Below are 17,733 nucleotides of genomic sequence, written 5' to 3'. Positions count from 1 at the left end.
GATGAATGACATGACTGAAAAGCCGACGCTGCGGCCGCAGGCCACAGTGCCGGGCGCAGGCAAGCCAGCGGGTGGCTGGTTGACGCTGATCGAGCGCTACAGCCTGATCTGGCTGTCGCTGCTGTTGCTGGTGGCGTTGCCACTGATACTGGGGGATTTTCGCCTCGGGCTGGTCGGCAAATACCTGAGCCTGGCGTTCTGCGCAGTGGGCATGGTGATGATCTGGGGCTACGGCGGCATCCTCAGCCTCGGTCAGGGGATTTTCTTCGGCCTGGGCAGCTACATGATGGCGATGTACCTCAAACTCGAAGCCACCGCCACGGATGAAGCGGCCAGCGCCCTCGCCGCGTTCTACGGTTCGGCACTGCCGGACTTCATGATCTGGAACAGCGTCGAAGCCCTGCCCTGGTGGTGGAAACCGTTCGAGTCGGCGACCTTTACCCTGGCTGCGATCCTGATCCTGCCTGCACTGCTGGCGTTTCTGTTCAGTTATGCCTACTTCAAAAAACGCGTGGGCGGCGTGTACTTCTCGATCATTACCCTGTCACTGGCCTCGATCATGTCGATCATGATCATCGGCCAACAGGGCTACACCGGCGGCGTCAACGGCCTGACCGATTTCAAGACCGCCTTCGGCCTGAGCCTGCAGACGCCCCAGACGCCCTGGATTCTCTACCTGATCACCACACTGTTGCTGCTGGCCAGCGTCGCGATGTGCGGGTTCATTCTGCGCAGCCGCCTGGGCAAGGTGATCGTGGCAATCCGTGATCGCGAAGACCGGGTGCGTTTCTCCGGTTACAACACTGCGCTGTTCAAGGCCTTCATTTTTGCCGTGGCCGCACTGATTTCCGCGCTGGGCGGGGTGATGTTCACCTTGCAGGTCGGCCTGGCGTCGCCCTCGCTGGTGGGCATCATTCCGTCCACCGAGATCGTCATCTACGCCGCGCTGGGTGGACGCCTCTCGCTGGTGGGTGCGGTGTACGGCACGCTGTTGATCGGCACGGCCAAAACCTGGCTGTCGGAAAACTTCGTCAGTTTCTGGCAGTACTTCATCGGTTTCCTGTTCATGGCCGTCGTGCTGTTCCTGCCCACCGGGCTGGCCGGACTGCTGCAGCGCCTGAGCAACAAGGGGGCGCAGTCATGAGCGCGATGTTACTGAGTGTCGAAGACCTGACCGTGTCATTCGACGGTTTCAAGGCGGTCGACAACCTCAATTTCTATGTCGAGGAAAACCAGGTGCATGTGGTGATCGGGCCCAATGGCGCGGGCAAGACCACCCTGCTCGACATGATCTGCGGCAAGACCCGCCCGAGTGCCGGCAGCATCCGCTTCAAGGACCTGCAACTGGCCAACATGATCGAGTACCAGATCACCCGCGCTGGCGTGGGCCGCAAGTTTCAGAACCCGTCGGTCTACGAAGACCTCACCGTGCGTGAAAACCTCGACATTTCCTCGCCGGACAAGCGCGGCATCTTCAACTGCCTGTTCGCCGGGAAGAACGCAGCGCTGAATGCCGAAATCGATCAGACCGCCGAAATGATCTTTCTCAAGGACCAGCTGGGACGCAAGGCCGGGCTGTTGTCCCACGGCCAGAAACAGTGGCTGGAGATCGGCATGCTGTTGATGCAGCGCCCGGAACTGCTGCTGCTCGACGAGCCCGTCGCCGGCATGAGCGCAGGCGAGCGGGAGAAAACCGCTGGCCTGCTCAAGCTCATCGCCAAGGGTCGCGCGATGGTGATCATCGAGCACGACATGGAGTTCGTGAAATCGGTGGCTGACAAGGTCACCGTCCTGCATCAGGGCAAGACCCTGGCCTACGGCTCGATGGATCAGGTGCAGAACGATCCTCGCGTCATCGACGTCTACCTGGGGCACTGAACATGCTGAATGTCTCTCACCTCAACGTGTATTACGGCGACAGTCACGTGTTACGTGACCTCAGCCTGGAGCTGGCGGCAGGCGAGTCACTCGCGGTCATGGGCCGCAACGGCATGGGCAAGACCACACTGCTCAGAAGCCTGGTCGGCATGTTGCCGACGCGCAGCGGCAGCATCACCCTGGCCGGGCAGGAACTGACCGGCAGCAAGAGTTACGAGCGTGTCGCCGCCGGGGTCGGTTTCGTGCCTCAGGGGCGGATGATCTTCCCCTACCTGAGTGTCGAGGAAAACATCCTGACCGGCATGCAGGGTGCGCCCGCAGCGCCAATTCCCGACTACATCTTCGAATACTTCCCGGTGCTGTTCGAGATGCGCCGACGCAAGGGCGGCAACCTGTCCGGAGGTCAGCAGCAACAGCTGGCCATCGCCCGGGCGCTGGTTTCCAACCCCAAGGTGTTGATCCTCGATGAGCCCACCGAAGGCATCCAGCCGTCGATCATCAAGGACATCGCCAAAGCCCTCAACCTGCTGAAAAAGGAACGCGGGTTTTCGCTGATTGTTTCCGAGCAGGTGCTGTCGTTCGCCATGGCGGTGGCAGACCGCTACCTGATCATCGAAAAAGGCGAATTCGTGCACAGCGAAGTCCGCGAAACCGTCGACCGCGAGCGCATCCTGCGCTACCTGACAATCTGAACAACGTACGGGAGCCATCGCCATGTTGATACTCGACCGCATTCTGGGCCAGGCCAGCGACCCGGCCCTCGCCGACCGCCTGCATGACCTGAGCCATGCCGGTCAGGTCGAAACCCTGAGCCTGTCCGGCAGTGACATTCAGCGCCATCGCCTACGCCTGGCCAGTGATCGGGGCACCGACTGCGCGATTCGTCTGGAACGTCACCAACACCTGCGCAACGGCTCGGTGCTGATGCTCGACAGTCAACGCGCCATCGTCGTGCAAATGCAGGACCAGCAATACCTCGACCTGCAACCACGCGATGCGGCGGCCGCGCTGGAACTGGGTTATTTCGCCGGCAACATGCACTGGGCAGTGCGCTTTGCCGGAGACACCTTGCAAATTCCGCTCAACGGCCCGGAAGCTGACTACCTCGAGCGTCTGGCGCCCATGCTCGCGGACGGCCGGGTGCAGCGAGCATGAACGCCTCGAGCAGCCTGTTGCTGGCCCTGCAGCAGGCCGACAGTTTCTTTCCCGGCGGTGCGGTGGCGTGGTCATGGGGTCTGGAAACGCTGGTCGCTGACGGACACCTCGGTCACGGCGAAATCGTCGCGCCACGACGCCGGCAACGAACGGTTCGCCATAGCCGCAGTGCCGAGGTACATGGCTTCGTCGAGGGCCAATTGCGCCATCGCTGGAACAGTTTTGATCGAGTGTTTCTGCTCGCCGCCTGGCACGCGGCCGATGACCAGCCGGCGTTGATGGCTCTGGACACTCAGATCGAAGCACTGACCCTGGCCGAGGAACTGCGCCAGGGCTCACGACGTGTCGGCCAGGCATTGCTGGGCGTGCATGTCGCGCTGGGCACATCGGGCGCGGCGTCCTATCAACAGCAGATTCTGGCAGGCCACACACCGGGCCATCTGCCCGTGGTGCAGGGCCTGCTCTGGAATCACCTGGGCATGCACCGCGATCACTGCCAACTGGCTGCCGCACACGCCTTGTGCACCGGGCTGGTCAGCGCCGCCGTACGCCTCGGGGTCATGGGCCACATCGATGCGCAACGGGTGCTGACCGATATTCAACCGCTGATCACCGAACTGCTGGCGCAGGAACCGCCTGAGCCAGACGACGCGTGCGGCTTCACACCCATGGCCGAAATCGCCGTGATGCGCCACGAAACCCAGGACCTGCGCCTGTTTGCCAATTGAACCGGCCCTCTACTGACAGCTCTGGAGCCCCCTCATGTTGCTGACCCCTACCGAACTTGAACGACTCACGCTGTACACCGCCGCCGAGCTGTCACGCAAACGCCGCAGCAAGGGCCTGCGCCTGAATTTCCCGGAAGCCTCGGCCCTGATTGCCGACGAGATTCTTGAAGGCGCACGCGAAGGCCGAAGTGTTGCCGAGCTGATCGGGTTCGGCTCGACGATCCTCAACACCGATGACGTGATGCCAGGGGTCGCCGACCTGCTGCCGGTGCTGCAGGTCGAGGGCACGTTTCCGGATGGCACCAAACTGGTCACCGTGCATCAACCGATCCGGCCGGGCCGACTGCCGCTGGCGGTCATGCCGACACCGGGGGAGATTCTTTCACCTGACGGCGATATCCACCTGAATGGCGAGCGGCCGACCGCCACCCTGCGCGCGATCAATACCGGCGACCGACCGGTGCAGATCGGCAGTCACTATCACTTTTTCGAAGTCAACAAGGCGCTGGATTTCCCGCGTGAACGTGCCTTCGGCATGCACCTGGATATTCCCGCAGGCACGGCGGTGCGCTTCGAACCCGGCGAGCTGCGCGAAGTGCAACTGGTGCAGTTTGGCGGAACTGGCGACATCCACGGCTTCAGTGGCCTGACCAATGGCAACCTGCACGATCCGGCCTGCAAGCTCGCAGCGCTGGAGCGTGCCCGCGCCCAACTCTTCAAAGGAGCCTGAGGCATGGCAACGATGACCCGCAAGGAATACGCCGCCATGTACGGCCCCACGACCGGCGATGCCGTGCGCCTGGGTGACACCTCGCTGCTGGCCGAAGTCGAGTTCGACCACTCGGTGCCTGGCGATGAGTGTCTGCACGGTGGTGGCAAGACGCTGCGTGACGGCATGGGCCTGATGCCCGGGCACGACAGCGCTGACGGGGCCCTGGACATGCTGATCTGCAACGCGCTGATCATTGACCCGGTGATCGGCATCGTCAAAGGCGACATCGGCATCAAGGACGGCAAGATCGTCGCCATTGGCAAGGCCGGCAACCCGCAGATCATGGACGGCGTACACCCGCAACTGATTTGCGGCGTCGCCACCACCGTACGCGATGCCGAGGGCTTGATCGTCACCCCCGGCGGTATTGACGTGCATGTACATTTCGACTCGGCGCAACTCTGCGATCACGCGCTGGCGGCAGGCCTGACCACACTGATCGGCGGCTCGCTGGGGCCGATCACAGTAGGCATCGACTGTGGCGGGGAATGGAACGTCGGCAAAATGTTGCAGGCCGCCGAAGCCTGGCCGATCAACTTCGGTTTTCTGGGGCGCGGCAATTCCAGCAAGCCTGAATCGCTGCTCGGGCAACTGCGTGGCGGTTGCCTGGGGCTGAAGATCCACGAGGACTGGGGCGCCATGCCGGCGGTGATCGACACCTGCCTGAAAGTCGCCGACGAATACGATTTTCAGGTTCAGTTGCACACCGACACGCTCAACGAATCCGGGTTTCTTGAAGACACGCTGGCGGCCATTGGCGACCGCACCATTCACATGTACCACACCGAAGGCGCAGGCGGCGGGCATGCGCCGGACATCATCAGCGTCGCTGGCAAAAGCAACTGCATCCCCTCCTCGACCAACCCGACCAACCCCTACACCGTGAACACGTTCGACGAGCATCTGGACATGATCATGGTCTGCCACCACCTTAATCCGGACGTGCCGGAAGACGTGGCGTTCGCCGAATCGCGGGTGCGCCCGCAGACCATCGCTGCCGAGGACATCCTGCACGACACCGGCGCCATTTCGATCCTGGGCTCCGACAGCCAGGGCATGGGCCGTATCAACGAGGTGATCTGCCGGACCTGGCAACTGGCGTCGAAAATGAAAGACCAGCGCGGTCGCCTGCCGGAAGAAACCACGGCACTGGGCGACAACGAACGGATCAAGCGTTACATCGCCAAATACACCATCAACGCCGCGCGGGTATTCGGCATCGACAGCTACATCGGCTCTCTGGAGCCCGGCAAGCTGGCCGACCTGGTGCTCTGGCGGCCGGCCTTCTTCGGTATCAAGCCGGAGCTGGTGGTCAAGGGCGGCTTCATCGTGCACGCCGTGATGGGTGATTCCGCCGCCTCGCTGTATACCTGCGAGCCCTTGGTGATGCGTCCGCAATGGGGCGCATTTGGCGAGGCCAAACAGGCGCTGTCAGTCAACTTCGTCAACCGTCTTGCCGTCGAGGCTGACACCGCCACACGCCTGGGGCTCAAGAAGCAACTGCTGCCCGCGTTCGGCACTCGCACCCTGCGCAAGTCCGACATGCTGCACAACGATGCCTGCCCGGACATCCGCGTCGACCCGCAGACCTTCGATGTGTATGCCGACGGCGAGCGCCTGCACTGCGAGCCGGTCAGCGAAGTGCCACTTGCGCAACGCTACATGCTGCGTTGAAACCCTCCCGCACAGGAACCCCGACATGAGCCTGCCTCTGAATGCATCCGCCCCGCACACCGACGCCCAACCTCATCCCGGCGCAGCGCGCGTCGGTATCGGCGGGCCGGTCGGCTCGGGCAAGACACGTCTTCTGGAACAACTGATCCCGCGCTTCATTGCGCGCGGCACCGAGCTGGCGATCATCACCAATGACCTTGCGACCCGCGAGGATGCCGAGCGTGTGCAGCGCAGCGGCCTGATCGATCCTCAGCGGGTTCGTGCGGTGGAAACCGGTGCCTGCCCGCACACGGCCATTCGTGAAGACCCGACCCTCAACCTGCAAATGGCCGATGAGCTGGAGGCGCGCTTCGGCAATCTCGATCTGGTGCTGATCGAATCCGGCGGCGACAACCTGGCCTCGACCTTTTCGCTGGATCTGGTGGACTACTGGATTTTCGTCATCGATGTCGCAGGCGGTGACGATATCCCGCGCAAACGCGGACCCGGCGTGCTGAGCTGCGACCTGCTGGTGGTCAATAAATACGACCTGGCACCCTATGTGGGGGTCGACCTGCCGCGTATGCGGCGCGAGTCGGCGCAGGCGCGCAACGGCCAGCCGGTGCTGTTTACCAACTGCAATACCGGCGAAGGCGTCGACGCGGTGGTTGAAGCGATAAGCCGTGCCGTGTTGTTCGACCGCACATGAACGCCCATCAATCGTCACTGCCCGCACAGGCAAAAAGCACGGCGCATATTGCTTTCAGCAAGGCGCCTTCCGGGGCCAGTTATGTGTCTCGTCAGGAAGTCGGCTACCCCTTCCATCTGGGCCGTAACCTGACTCTGCCACAAGACCCGCCCGGCATGGCGGCGGTCTACCTGCAGTCTTGCTCGGGAGGCCTGTTCGCCGGGGAACAACTGCACCTGCATCTGCACGCAGGGCCAGGCACACAAGTGCACGTCAGTACCGGCGCTGCGACGGTCGCGCACAGCATGCTTGAGCAGTCGGCGCAGCAGACCGTGACGCTGGTCGCCGAAGCCGATGCACTGCTGGAGTACCTGCCGATGGCCACCATTCTGTTTCCACAGACGCGGCTGCATAGCCAGGTAAACGTAACGCTGCACCCCGGCGCAAGAGTGTTGCTGTGCGACGCATTCTGCCTGCACACACCTCCAGGCAGCGAAGGGTTGCCCGACTTTTACCGCGCCGATCTGCAGGTCTACAGCCCGGCCGGAAAACTGCTGGCCGGTGACCGACTGGCAATGACCGGTGCAGACCTGCAACGCCGACTGCCTGGTGTGAGCGGTCAACGGCAAGCCTTGGCGACGTTCATGCTGGTGGGCCAGGGTTTGCCGATAGAGGATTTGAAACGGACGTTGCGCGAAGCGTTACACGACGTTGCCGATAGCTACCAAGGCGTCAGCGCATTGCCGAACGATTGCGGCGTGTCCGTACGCATGATGAGCGCCGATGCAGTGGCGTTGCGTAATGCGCTGCACCTGGCCTGGGCATGCGTTCGTCAGCAATTGACAGGACTTGCGCCACGGGTGCGGCGCAAGTGAGCAGTCAGGCCACTGCAGAGCACTTTCCAGGCTGAAACGACTTACGGCATGCCTTCCCAGCGCCGAAAAAGAACGCTGGCATTGACCCCGCCGAATCCGAACCCGTTTGAAAGGGCGTGGGCGATTGGGGTCTCTCGGGCGACCATGGCCACGAGGTCAAGCCCTTCGGCAGCCTCGTCCGGGTGAGTGAGGTTCAATGTGGGTGGCACGATTTGGTCTCTCAGTGCCAGCACTGTGAAAACTGCCTCGATTCCGCCGGCCGCACCCAACAAATGTCCGGTGGCCGATTTTGTAGAGCTGATGGCGACGCCTGATCGAGCGCCGAACAATGAACGAATGGCAGCCAGCTCACCCTTGTCACCGACAGGCGTCGAGGTGGCGTGGGCATTGATATGCTGCACCTCATCAACCCCTGCGCCACCTTGATGCAGTGCTTGCTCCATCGCCCTGCGGGCACCGCGACCGTCGTCCGGCCCGGCCGTCAGGTGATAGGCGTCCGCACTGGTGCCGTAGCCTGTCAGTTCCGCAAGCGGCGTCGCGCCCCGCGCCAGGGCATGCTCCAGTGATTCGATGACCAGCAGGCCCGCCCCTTCAGCCATGACGAAACCGTCACGGTCCCGGTCAAACGGGCGTGAGGCCTCTTGCGGCCGACCCGTAAAGCTCGTGGAAAGCGCACGAGCCGCAGCAAAGCACCCCAGCGTGACGCGATCGATGGCGGCCTCGGCACCACCGCAGATTGCAATGTCGGCCTCACCGCTTCTGATCAACCGCGCTGCGTCGCCAATGGCTTGCACGCCGGCTGCGCAGGCAGTCACGGGGGCGCCCAACGGACCTTTAAAGCCATAACGGATGGAAATCTGGCCAGCCGCCATGTTCGCCAGAAAAGATGGCGCAGTGAATGGCGACAGTCTGCGAGGTCCACGTGTATCCGTGACACGCACAGCGTCGGCAATAGCGCCAAAACCGCCTACCCCCGACGCAATGACGGTCGCTGTTCGCTGCTGTTCCACCTCGGAGTCAGGATGCCAACCAGCCTGCGCGAGCGCTTCATGAGCAGCGACGAGCGCGAACTCGATGAAGCGGTCCATCTTCTTGCGCTCTTTCATCGGGATCACGCTATCCGGGGCATACCCGGCAACCGGGTCTTCTCCGAGGGTCGGCACCTGGCCTGCGACTGAAACACCGGTGCCATCACTGACACTGCCCGGCAGCAAGCCAATGCCCGAGCGGCCACCCAACAATCTGTGCCATACCTTCTCGACTCCGCACCCCAAGGGACTGACTATGCCGCAACCGGTTACGACGATCCGCTTTTGGACATATTGATTCATGATCAGATCCTCTTCATCTCTGTGCCCGTTGAGGCGTGACTGCTGGAGTTTGGGGGTAGCGATCCTCTATCCGGACGGATTTTGAACCAGATCGAATACATGGCTGGCAGGAACACCAGCGTCATCACAGTCCCGCCGAGGGTGCCTCCGATCAGCGTGTAGGCAAGCGTCCCCCAGAACACCGAATGGGTCAGAGGGATGAACGCCAGGATCGCCGCCAGTGCCGTGAGCAGCACCGGGCGTGCCCGCTGTACGGTTGCTTCGACCACCGCCTGAAACGGGTCTAGCCCTTGCTTTTCGTTGTGGTCGATTTGCCCGATCAGGATCAAGGTATTGCGCATCAGAATGCCGGACAGCGCGATCAGCCCGACGAGAGCGTTGATACCGAACGGCTGATTGAACAAAAGCAGTGTCGGCACAACACCGATCAACCCAAGTGGAGCGGTGAAAAACACCATCATCATCGCCGACATCGAACGCACTTGAAGGATGATGATCAGCAAGGTGACGGCAATCATGATCGGAAACAGCGGGGCCAATGCCGCAGTAGCCTTTGCCGATTCCTCTACTGATCCGGCCTGCTCGATCCGATAGCCCTCCGGGAGGCTGTCGATGATCGGCTGCAGTGCTTTCATGATCACGGCGGAGACATCCGGCGGTTGCAGATCTTCCGCGATATCACCGCGCACGGTGATGGTCGGCACACGATCTCTACGGCGCAGAATCGGGTCTTCCATACGCACTTCAACCACTCCGGCCTGCGAAAGAGGAATGCGCTGACCGGCAGCCCCCACCAGCGTGAAGCCCTCGATCTTCGCGGGGTCCAGGCGGATGTCACCCGCCGCCCTGCCCATCACTTCCACCGAGCGGATATCTTCGCGTACAGACGTGACAGGGATGCCCGAGAGCAGGAACTGTAATTGCCGGGCTGCTGCGCTTGAGGTCAGCCCGACGGCCTGCAAGCGATCCTGATTCAGAGAGAAGTGCAGCGTAGGCACTCGCGTTCCCCAATCGCTGTTGACAGTGCGCATCATCGGACTCGCCGCCATGATGGTTTCGACCCGACTGGCGATCTCGCGCAATGTGTCAGGGTCTGGCCCGCGCACGCGATACGCCACAGGAAACGGCGAATAAGGACCGAACACGAGCTGTGTGACCCGGACCCGGGCCTCAGGTGCAAGCCCGTTAGCAACGGCCTCACGAATCTGCAGCTTGAGCGCTTCTCGTGCGTCCTGGCTTTCAGTCAGTACAACGATTTTTGCAAACGACGGATCCGGCAGCTCCGGCGCCATTGCCAGATAAAACCGTGGCGAGCCCTGTCCGATGTAGGACGTGACGATCTTCGCGGCATCCTGCTGTTGCAGCCACGCCTCTACCTTGGCGGTGGTTGCGCTGGTCTGCTCGATGGATGTGCCATAGGGCATCTGCACTTCGATCAGTACTTCCGGACGATCGGAGGTCGGGAAGAATTGTTTCTTGACCGCCCCCATCCCGAGAACTGCCACGACAAATGCAGCGATCACCGCACCCGCCACCCACCACTTCCTGGCAATGACATGGGCCAGAACCCGTCTGAAACGATTGTAATGCGCAGTGTCGTAGATGGCGGCGTGTCCGCCTTCAACCGGCTTGATTTCCGGCAGCATCTTCACCCCCAGATAAGGTGTGAAGACCACTGCAACTATCCAGGAGGCAATCAAGGCGATGCCGACAATCCAGAACATGTTGCTGGTGTACTCACCGGCAGTCGACTGCGCAAAGCCGTTCGGCATGAAGCCGATAGCGGTCACCAGGGTACCGGCAAGCATGGGCGCTGCGGTGTGGCTCCAGGCATAGGCTGACGCCTTGATCCGGTCGTAGCCCTCCTCCATCTTCACCACCATCATTTCGATGGCAATGATTGCGTCGTCCACCAACAGGCCCAGTGCCAGGATCAATGATCCCAGGGTAATCCGGTCAAAGTTCTTGCCCGTCGCTTCCATCACCACGAAGACAATGGCCAGCGTGAGCGGTACGGCTGCAGCGACCACCACACCGACTCGCCAGCCCATGCTGAGAAAGCACACCAGCATCACCACAAGCAGGGCGACGAAGAACTTGATCATGAACTCGTCAACCGCCGAACTGATGTTCACCGACTGGTCAGTGACCTTCGAAAGCGTCATTCCCAATGGCATGCCTTGATTGATTCTGGCTGTTTCCGCGTCCAGCGCCTTACCCAGGTCCAGACCATTCCAGCCGTCGCGCATCACGATGCCCAGCAACAGGGTCGGCTCGCCCTGATTGCGGACCAGAAAGGTCGCGGGGTCTTCGTAGCCGCGTTCCACTGTCGCCACGTCCTGCAGCTTCAGCGTTTTACCCCGCGCCACAATCGGCGTGTTGCGGATTTTCTCAAGGGTGTCGAAGGCACCGTCCAGACGTATAAACACCTGCGGCCCGCTGGTTTCAATCGAACCGGCGGGGGTCAGGACGTTCTGGTCGTTGAGCGCCGAAAAAATGTCCTGGGGAGCGATACCCAATGTTGCCAGCCGCTCGTGGGAGAACGACACGAAAATTCGTTCGGCTTGCTCGCCGATGATATTGATCTTCTTCACGCCCGGCACATGCAGCAGACGCTGGCGCAGTGACTCGGCATCGCGTACCAGCAGCCGCTGCGGCTCACCTTTTGCTTTCAACGCAAACAGCGCAAAGGTCACATCCGAAAATTCATCATTAACCAGCGGACCAATAACCCCCGCAGGTAACGACTTCGCGGCATCACTGAGTTTCTTGCGCGCTTGATAAAACTCTTCCTGCACCTGAGAAGGTGGGGTCTTGTCCTGGAATGAAACCATAGTGAATGCCAGACCCGGCCGGGTGTAGGTCTCGCTACGGTCGTACCACTTCAATTCCTGCATGCGTTTTTCAAGCGGCTCGGCGATCTGATCCTGCATCTCCTGAGCGGTTGCGCCAGGCCACGCAGAAATAACGGTCATTTGCTTGACGGTGAAAGGCGGATCTTCCGCACGCCCCAGTTTGAAAAATGAAAGCGTACCGGCCACGCCGATCAAAACAATCAGAAACAGCGTAATGGAGCGTTCGCGAACCGCCAGTGCAGAAAGGTTGAAACGTCCCGGATTCATGGTCGCGCCTCAGCGGTGATACTACCCTGCTGCACACGCACTTCTTCACCGTCATGAAGTAAATGCGTGCCCAATGCCACGACCTGCTCACCGGCCTCTAGACCACCACTCACGTTTGCCGAATCGTCACTCACACCCAGCAGTTGCACAGCGCGCCAGGTGACTTTTGCAGGCGTACCTGCGATGACCCAGACACCAGGGCCTCGACCCGGATCATGCAGAGCGGCAATGGGTATCGCCAGCGACTGCCGGGCAGGCTTGCCAACAGCGATATCGAGGGACACCGTTGAACCCAGAGGCGCACTGACGGTTGAACCCTCAAGCACATACCTGGCTTCAAAGGTACGCGTCAGCGGATCTGCTGCGTCAGAGAGCAGCCGCAGCCTTGCCGGTATGACGCTCGCACTGTTTCCATACAGTCTGGCCTCAGCCCGATCACCCATCGCCGGCCGCAAGGTTTCAGGCAGATGGACAATGGCTTCGCGTGGCCCGGCCTTTGCCAGCCTGACCACGGGCTGGCCTGCGCTGACGACCTGCCCAGGCTCGACCAGGGTGTCGACCACCACGCCGTCGGCGTCCGCCAGTAAAACGGCGTACCCGGTTGCGTTACGTGCCACGCTGGCCTGCGCTTGAGCCGCATTCAGTTCTGCCTTGGCGGTGTCGGCCAGGGATTTGATCCGGTCGTAGGCGGAAGCGGATATCGCACCAGCGACGACCAGGTCACGGTTGCGCGCTTCGTCATCTGCAGTCTGCCTGGCTCGCGCCACAGCGGCGGCAACCGCCTGCTGTTGGGCCTGAGCCTGAAGCCCAAGGTCAACGGGGTCCAGGCGCATCAGTGGCTCACCGCGCTTGACGGTCTGGCCGGTATCAACCAGGCGCTCGAGCACCTTCCCGGAAACCCGAAACCCCAGGTCGCTCTGAACCCGAGCGACCACGACACCTGTGAAAGAACGGAAGGCTTGATCAGCATTTGCAACAGTGGCCGCCCTTACCAGCGGCGGCTGGGTACGTGGATCGCGCACCCCGGACGACTCGCTGCACGCAGTCAGAAAGAGAGGCAATAACAGCAAGGCAGTGGTTTTGGGTCTGGACAGGAGCATGGGATCCCTTACTTGAAATCAAGTGAGCAGGGAAACGATTCTCCGTAAAGTGACCAAATTAGTCAATGGTCACAACTTCATGGTGCCAGACTTCGCAGTATCAACGCCGATAGCTGGACCGGAGCCGTCGACACAATGTCGAGGTTGTATTGCAATTGCACCGGGTTGATGTACGGGCGCATGACCAGGTGAATGGCTTGAACGGCCTCGTCCAGAGGTGTCTTGCGCTCGAACTCTCCCGACTCCCTGCCTTCAAGAACGATTTGCTGGATGAGCTGGCGAATACGCTCGTCGTGCGCGGCAGCAGAAGGCCACTGATCGCGGCCTGCGACAGCGGCTATGTCATACAGCTTCCGGTCGTGAAAAAACAGATCGCTACCGGCTTCCACAAGCGAGCGGAACAGGCGGCGCAGCCTTTCGGAGGCCGTTGGCGCCTCGCTGATTGCCGAGTTCACCAGCGCCATGATCATGGCCAGCCGGTTCGAGCAAATCACTTCGCCAATGGCTTGCTTGGAGTCGAAGAACTTGTAGATGTAGGCCTTGGAAAAACCAATGGCTTTGGCCAGATCGGAGACCGTGGTTTTCTCATAGCCGTAGTGGCCGAAATGCTGTGTTGCCGCTTCGACAACCTGATCGCGAACGCTGTGGTCGGAGGGACCGCGCATTGGCGATGTTTTGATTTGATTAGTCATGTTTCCAGCTTAGCTATGTGAACACTCGTTGACAACAAGTGACCAAATCGTAATATAGTCACAACCTGATCATCTCAAGGAATTTCCATGCGCCCGATTTGTACTTATGTACTGGTCATGAGCACCGGCCTGCTGTCGGGCTGCGCCGTGGGCCCGGATTACCAGCGCCCGGATGCGCCCCTGCCTGACCGTTATCTGACTCAACCACGTGGCGCTGCGAATATTACCGCGCATCCGCCTGTCAGTGCCGCGTGGTGGGACGGTTTTGATGATCCGTTACTGAGCAGCTTCGTGTCACGCGCACTGGCGCAGAACCTCGATCTCGCTCAAGCCCGTGCGCGGCTTGCTCAGGCACGCGCCGGAGCAGATGCGGCAACCGCCGCCCTGCTCCCATCGGGTAACATCGATGCACAGACGGCTCGCGCGCAGCAATCGGTAGAGACTCCACTCGGTCAGGTCCTGAACTCGACACCTGGCTATGATCGCTATGGCAATTCCTATGAAGCCAATCTGACGGCAAGCTGGGAGCTGGACGTTTTTGGCGGTTTGAGACGCAGCCGACAGGCTGCACTGGCTGAATATCAAGCTTCGCAGGCAGGTGTTGCGGCTGCCAGGCTGGCTGTGGCAGCCCGGACCGCTGATACCTACATCACCGTCCGTGGTCTGCAAGCCAGACTGGCAATCGCGAACCGACAGGTTAAAACCCGGCAGGACCTGCTGGAAAAAGTCCAGCTCCTTCATGAGCGTGGTCTGTCCCCGGAATATGAAGCTCGTCAGATCGAAGCGGAGCTTTTACAGGTGCAGGCAACAGTGCCTATTCTGCAAACAGGTCTCGACGCGGCGATGAACGCGCTAGATGTGATGTTGGGCGTGCCGCCTGGCACTCACCGGAGCTCTCTGGCTGAAACAGGTCGAATCCCACACGCACCCGAGCTCACGTCGACAGGAACGCCAGCCGATCTTCTCCGTCGCAGACCTGATCTGATCGTGGCCGAGCGGCGCCTCGCCGCTTCGAACGCACGTATCGGCGTGGCGATCAGCGAGTATTACCCCAAACTCTCACTCAGCGCACTGCTGGGCAGCGCCACAGCCGTGTCGAGCAGCAACCTGTTTACCGATGGTGCCAGTCAGTCAGCAGGTATTTTGGGGCTTCGCTGGAGGCTTTTTGATTTCGGCCGGGTGAACGCCCGGATCAGACAAGCCAAAGGACAAGAGGCAGAAGCTCTGGCGGCTTATCGACAGTCAGTTTTGCGCGCCACTGAGGACGTTGAAAACGCTTTTTCTTCGTTGACCAGCCGCGAAACTCAAGCTGCAATGCTGGGTAAAGGAGAAACTGCACTTGCTTCAGCCCGGCAATCCTCATTCGCAAGCTACAGCAAAGGTGCTGCCAGTTTGATCGAGGTTCTGCGCGCTGACGAGAAAATGCTGCAGGTCGCTGACGCCAAGGCGCAGGCACAGGTCGAATCCGCACAGGCGGCGGTCGCCGTCTTCAAAGCGCTGGGTGGTGGTTGGCAAATGCCTTCCACCACTTCACCTGAAGAGAAGATGCCTACGCTGTAGGTTTCACCAACGAACGCATCCTTTCAGATCAGGCGTACTCAGCGATAACGTTCAAGCCAGTGAGCGTAAGGCGCCGGCAAGGTCCAGGCCGACTTTTCAACGCCCAGTTCTTTCGCCGCGAAATAGGCCCAATGAGGATCGGCCAGATGCGCACGGCCAATCGAGACCAGATCGAGCTGGCCTGACTTGACCGCCTCTTCAGCCAGCTTCGGCTCGCCGAAGCCCCAGGCGCTGGTCACTGCAATATCCGCTTCACGACGCACACGCTCGGCGATCGGTCCCATGAACGCAGGCCCCCACGGAATGTTGGCGTCCGGCGTGCTGAAACCGACGCTGACGCTCAACAGATCCAGCCCGCCAGCCTTGAAGCGGCGCGCCAGTTCGATTGACTCGGCAAGCGTCTGCTCGTCGCGACCGTCGTATTCGATCACGCCAAAACGTGCGGTGAGCGGCAGGTTCTCAGGCCAGACTTCACGTACTGCGGCCAGGGTTTCCAGCAGGAAACGGCTGCGGTTATCGAAGCTGCCGCCGTACGCATCGGTGCGTTGGTTGGAGTGCTCGGAGAAGAAGCTCTGCCCCAGGTAGCCGTGGGCAAAATGCAGCTCGATCCATTCAAAGCCGGCATCGCGGGCGCGACGCGCAGCATCGACGAAGTTCTGGCGAACACGCGCGATGTCGTCCAGGGTCATGGCGCGCGGGACTTTCGGCAGGTTGGCACCGAACGCAATGGCGGACGGAGCGATAGTGTCCCAGCCACGCGAATCGGAAGCAGCGATATGGTCATCACCTTCCCATGGACGATTGGCACTGGCCTTGCGACCCGCGTGGGCAATCTGAATACCCGGCACGCAACCTGCGGCCTTGATGGCTTTGACGACAGGTACGAATGCCTGTGCCTGTTCATCGTTCCAGATACCGGTGCAACCGGGAGTGATACGTCCTTCCGGCGCAACGGCGGTAGCTTCGACCACCAACAGACCAGCACCTCCACGTGCCATGCTGGCCAGGTGCACGTGGTGCCAGTCGTTGATGACACCTTCGGTTGCCGAGTACTGGCACATCGGAGGAATGGCAATTCGGTTGCGCAGCGTAACGTCTTTCAGTTTGAAGGGTTCGAACAATGCAGACATTGGAAAGCTCCCGTAGGCCAGATGACTTTTGATTTCAGTTGTTCGATGGTAATCGAACTATGGCAATAAACGGAAGCCTTGATATCATCCCCTCCATGCGAACCTTCCAACACCCCGATCCTGAAGACCTAACACTCGAACGCTTACTCTATGCCTTGAGTGATCCCGTTCGCATGGGAATCGTGCGCTGCCTGGCCGGCGTCGCAGAAGCCACCTGCGGCGAACTGGACGGCGGACGCCCTAAATCGAGCATGTCCCATCATTTCCGCGTGCTGCGCGATGCCGGGCTTGTACAGACGCGCAACGTGGGCACCATGCACATGAACTCGCTACGCAAACAGGTGCTTGAGAGCCGGTTCCCGGGTCTGCTGGACAGTATTCTGGCTCAGCATTGATGTGACAAGGCATCAGCCCTGAGACAGCCTGCGCTGCCATTTCATTGCATGAATTTCGATGCGCTGCTCGTCCGTTTCATTCCAGATCACCTGAAAGCCGGCAGTTCTCAACGCTCCGCACACCTTTTGACCAACGCCGACGCCTTTCAAGGGATCATCATCTAGCGAACCGAAAGCGATCATCAGCTCGCCGCCTTCAACCACACGCTCGACATCTTGCCCGTGATAGAAACAGTAGCCATGATAATGACCGTCTGGCGCGTCATGATCAGCCTGGGCAACCTCCGAGTATCCATCCGACATCGTGTAACCCGCGTTGGACAGCGCACAGATCCCCGCTTCATGCAGATGGTAAAAAACAACGTCCAGTCGATCACAATCGGTGATCTTCGGCCAGAGGCGTTCGGCTTCGAGCTTTTGCTTCAGCTCCTGCGCAATAAAGGCTTTCAGCACCGCGACGTCGCAATCGTCGTCAATGATGTCTTCGATCATCTCATCCATCTCTTGCGCACTGTAAAACCCGGACCAGACCCAGATTTTGATGCTGTCAGTAACATACTGTTCACTTTCGTTCATCGGCGTGTCTTCCTTGTGAAATTCAAGCGGACAGCGTGGGGACGGTCAGGCCGGATCATCGCGCGGTTGCCGGTTGCA

At 60.6% G+C, this 17,733-nt stretch carries 17 protein-coding genes; 11 read left to right on the top strand and 6 right to left on the bottom strand.

What is annotated here, in order from left to right; all coding sequences use genetic code 11:
- Position 1 precedes the first annotated feature (1 nt).
- The 9 genes from urtC to PI739_RS06015 are packed head-to-tail and all read left to right on the top strand — an operon-like array spanning position 2 to position 7,749.
- Positions 2 to 1,144 carry an urea ABC transporter permease subunit UrtC gene (gene urtC, locus PI739_RS06055; RefSeq protein ID WP_271351560.1) on the top strand — a complete coding sequence of 381 codons (1,143 nt, stop codon included), beginning with the start codon at positions 2 to 4 and terminating at the stop codon, positions 1,142 to 1,144.
- A complete protein-coding gene (urtD, locus tag PI739_RS06050) occupies positions 1,141 to 1,878 on the top strand; it encodes an urea ABC transporter ATP-binding protein UrtD (RefSeq protein ID WP_003367067.1) in 738 nt (245 codons plus the stop codon). Before urtC ends, urtD begins: the two co-directional genes overlap by 4 nt.
- Positions 1,879 to 1,880: 2 nt before the next feature.
- Positions 1,881 to 2,570 carry an urea ABC transporter ATP-binding subunit UrtE gene (gene urtE, locus PI739_RS06045; RefSeq protein WP_003432976.1) on the top strand — a complete coding sequence of 230 codons (690 nt, stop codon included), beginning with the start codon at positions 1,881 to 1,883 and terminating at the stop codon, positions 2,568 to 2,570.
- A gap of 22 nt (positions 2,571 to 2,592) precedes the next feature.
- Positions 2,593 to 3,033, top strand: a complete 441-nt coding sequence (gene ureE / locus PI739_RS06040; protein WP_003432977.1) for an urease accessory protein UreE — start codon at positions 2,593 to 2,595, stop codon at positions 3,031 to 3,033.
- Entirely contained in the window at positions 3,030 to 3,761 is a 732-nt protein-coding gene (locus PI739_RS06035) for an urease accessory protein UreF (protein WP_003367062.1), read from the top strand. The genes ureE and PI739_RS06035 overlap by 4 nt, the downstream gene beginning before the upstream one ends.
- A gap of 34 nt (positions 3,762 to 3,795) precedes the next feature.
- Complete coding sequence (locus PI739_RS06030) at positions 3,796 to 4,491, top strand: urease subunit beta (protein ID WP_003367059.1); 696 nt, start codon at positions 3,796 to 3,798, stop codon at positions 4,489 to 4,491.
- A 3-nt stretch (positions 4,492 to 4,494) separates the two neighbouring features.
- Positions 4,495 to 6,207: an urease subunit alpha gene (gene ureC, locus PI739_RS06025; protein ID WP_003367057.1), complete on the top strand. Its 1,713-nt coding sequence runs from the start codon at positions 4,495 to 4,497 to the stop codon at positions 6,205 to 6,207.
- A 25-nt stretch (positions 6,208 to 6,232) separates the two neighbouring features.
- Entirely contained in the window at positions 6,233 to 6,895 is a 663-nt protein-coding gene (gene ureG / locus PI739_RS06020; RefSeq protein WP_003367054.1) for an urease accessory protein UreG, read from the top strand.
- Positions 6,892 to 7,749 carry an urease accessory protein UreD gene (locus tag PI739_RS06015; RefSeq protein ID WP_003432985.1) on the top strand — a complete coding sequence of 286 codons (858 nt, stop codon included), beginning with the start codon at positions 6,892 to 6,894 and terminating at the stop codon, positions 7,747 to 7,749. Before ureG ends, PI739_RS06015 begins: the two co-directional genes overlap by 4 nt.
- A gap of 41 nt (positions 7,750 to 7,790) precedes the next feature.
- Here the strand turns inward: PI739_RS06015 and fabF are convergent, their stop codons facing one another.
- The 4 genes from fabF to PI739_RS05995 form a co-directional block, all read right to left on the bottom strand.
- Positions 7,791 to 9,080, bottom strand: coding sequence for a beta-ketoacyl-ACP synthase II (gene fabF, locus PI739_RS06010; protein WP_122266681.1), 1,290 nt, complete (start codon positions 9,078 to 9,080; stop codon positions 7,791 to 7,793).
- Positions 9,081 to 9,082: 2 nt separating this feature from the next.
- A complete protein-coding gene (locus PI739_RS06005) occupies positions 9,083 to 12,202 on the bottom strand; it encodes an efflux RND transporter permease subunit (protein ID WP_099266438.1) in 3,120 nt (1,039 codons plus the stop codon).
- Positions 12,199 to 13,302, bottom strand: coding sequence for an efflux RND transporter periplasmic adaptor subunit (locus tag PI739_RS06000; protein ID WP_003432989.1), 1,104 nt, complete (start codon positions 13,300 to 13,302; stop codon positions 12,199 to 12,201). The genes PI739_RS06005 and PI739_RS06000 overlap by 4 nt, the downstream gene beginning before the upstream one ends.
- A gap of 77 nt (positions 13,303 to 13,379) precedes the next feature.
- Positions 13,380 to 13,994: a TetR/AcrR family transcriptional regulator gene (locus PI739_RS05995; protein ID WP_032609397.1), complete on the bottom strand. Its 615-nt coding sequence runs from the start codon at positions 13,992 to 13,994 to the stop codon at positions 13,380 to 13,382.
- Between the two features lie 87 nt (positions 13,995 to 14,081).
- On the opposite strand from PI739_RS05995, the gene PI739_RS05990 reads away from it, so the two are divergent.
- The gene (locus PI739_RS05990; protein WP_226439511.1) at positions 14,082 to 15,554 is read left to right on the top strand and encodes an efflux transporter outer membrane subunit; all 1,473 of its coding nucleotides are present in this window, start codon (positions 14,082 to 14,084) and stop codon (positions 15,552 to 15,554) included.
- A gap of 38 nt (positions 15,555 to 15,592) precedes the next feature.
- On the opposite strand, the gene PI739_RS05985 is transcribed toward PI739_RS05990, so the two are convergent.
- Positions 15,593 to 16,684, bottom strand: a complete 1,092-nt coding sequence (locus PI739_RS05985) for an NADH:flavin oxidoreductase/NADH oxidase (protein WP_003367039.1) — start codon at positions 16,682 to 16,684, stop codon at positions 15,593 to 15,595.
- Between the two features lie 59 nt (positions 16,685 to 16,743).
- Between PI739_RS05985 and PI739_RS05980 the strand changes: the two genes are divergently transcribed.
- Complete coding sequence (locus PI739_RS05980) at positions 16,744 to 17,079, top strand: ArsR/SmtB family transcription factor (RefSeq protein WP_044308308.1); 336 nt, start codon at positions 16,744 to 16,746, stop codon at positions 17,077 to 17,079.
- Positions 17,080 to 17,091: 12 nt separating this feature from the next.
- On the opposite strand, the gene PI739_RS05975 is transcribed toward PI739_RS05980, so the two are convergent.
- Positions 17,092 to 17,655: a DUF6891 domain-containing protein gene (locus PI739_RS05975; RefSeq protein WP_054081852.1), complete on the bottom strand. Its 564-nt coding sequence runs from the start codon at positions 17,653 to 17,655 to the stop codon at positions 17,092 to 17,094.
- Positions 17,656 to 17,733 lie beyond the last annotated feature (78 nt).

Origin of the sequence: Pseudomonas cerasi (assembly GCF_027983475.1) — a bacterium.
GTDB lineage: Bacteria > Pseudomonadota > Gammaproteobacteria > Pseudomonadales > Pseudomonadaceae > Aquipseudomonas > Aquipseudomonas cerasi.
The sequence above is the reverse complement of the archived record's forward strand: the minus strand, read 5'-3'. Positions and strand labels throughout refer to the sequence as shown.

Excerpts from the sequence above, each read along its gene's own strand:
- PI739_RS06015 (WP_003432985.1), top strand. The coding sequence starts at position 6,892 with ATGAACGCCCATCAATCGTCACTGCCCGCACAGGCAAAAAGCACGGCG.
- PI739_RS05975 (WP_054081852.1), bottom strand. The coding sequence starts at position 17,655 with ATGAACGAAAGTGAACAGTATGTTACTGACAGCATCAAAATCTGGGTC.
- PI739_RS06000 (WP_003432989.1), bottom strand. The coding sequence starts at position 13,302 with ATGCTCCTGTCCAGACCCAAAACCACTGCCTTGCTGTTATTGCCTCTC.
- PI739_RS06005 (WP_099266438.1), bottom strand. The coding sequence starts at position 12,202 with ATGAATCCGGGACGTTTCAACCTTTCTGCACTGGCGGTTCGCGAACGC.
- urtE (WP_003432976.1), top strand. The coding sequence starts at position 1,881 with ATGCTGAATGTCTCTCACCTCAACGTGTATTACGGCGACAGTCACGTG.
- PI739_RS05980 (WP_044308308.1), top strand. The coding sequence starts at position 16,744 with ATGGCAATAAACGGAAGCCTTGATATCATCCCCTCCATGCGAACCTTC.
- urtC (WP_271351560.1), top strand. The coding sequence starts at position 2 with ATGAATGACATGACTGAAAAGCCGACGCTGCGGCCGCAGGCCACAGTG.
- ureE (WP_003432977.1), top strand. The coding sequence starts at position 2,593 with ATGTTGATACTCGACCGCATTCTGGGCCAGGCCAGCGACCCGGCCCTC.
- PI739_RS06035 (WP_003367062.1), top strand. The coding sequence starts at position 3,030 with ATGAACGCCTCGAGCAGCCTGTTGCTGGCCCTGCAGCAGGCCGACAGT.
- ureC (WP_003367057.1), top strand. The coding sequence starts at position 4,495 with ATGGCAACGATGACCCGCAAGGAATACGCCGCCATGTACGGCCCCACG.
- ureG (WP_003367054.1), top strand. The coding sequence starts at position 6,233 with ATGAGCCTGCCTCTGAATGCATCCGCCCCGCACACCGACGCCCAACCT.
- PI739_RS06030 (WP_003367059.1), top strand. The coding sequence starts at position 3,796 with ATGTTGCTGACCCCTACCGAACTTGAACGACTCACGCTGTACACCGCC.
- PI739_RS05990 (WP_226439511.1), top strand. The coding sequence starts at position 14,082 with ATGCGCCCGATTTGTACTTATGTACTGGTCATGAGCACCGGCCTGCTG.
- PI739_RS05985 (WP_003367039.1), bottom strand. The coding sequence starts at position 16,684 with ATGTCTGCATTGTTCGAACCCTTCAAACTGAAAGACGTTACGCTGCGC.
- fabF (WP_122266681.1), bottom strand. The coding sequence starts at position 9,080 with ATGAATCAATATGTCCAAAAGCGGATCGTCGTAACCGGTTGCGGCATA.
- urtD (WP_003367067.1), top strand. The coding sequence starts at position 1,141 with ATGAGCGCGATGTTACTGAGTGTCGAAGACCTGACCGTGTCATTCGAC.
- PI739_RS05995 (WP_032609397.1), bottom strand. The coding sequence starts at position 13,994 with ATGACTAATCAAATCAAAACATCGCCAATGCGCGGTCCCTCCGACCAC.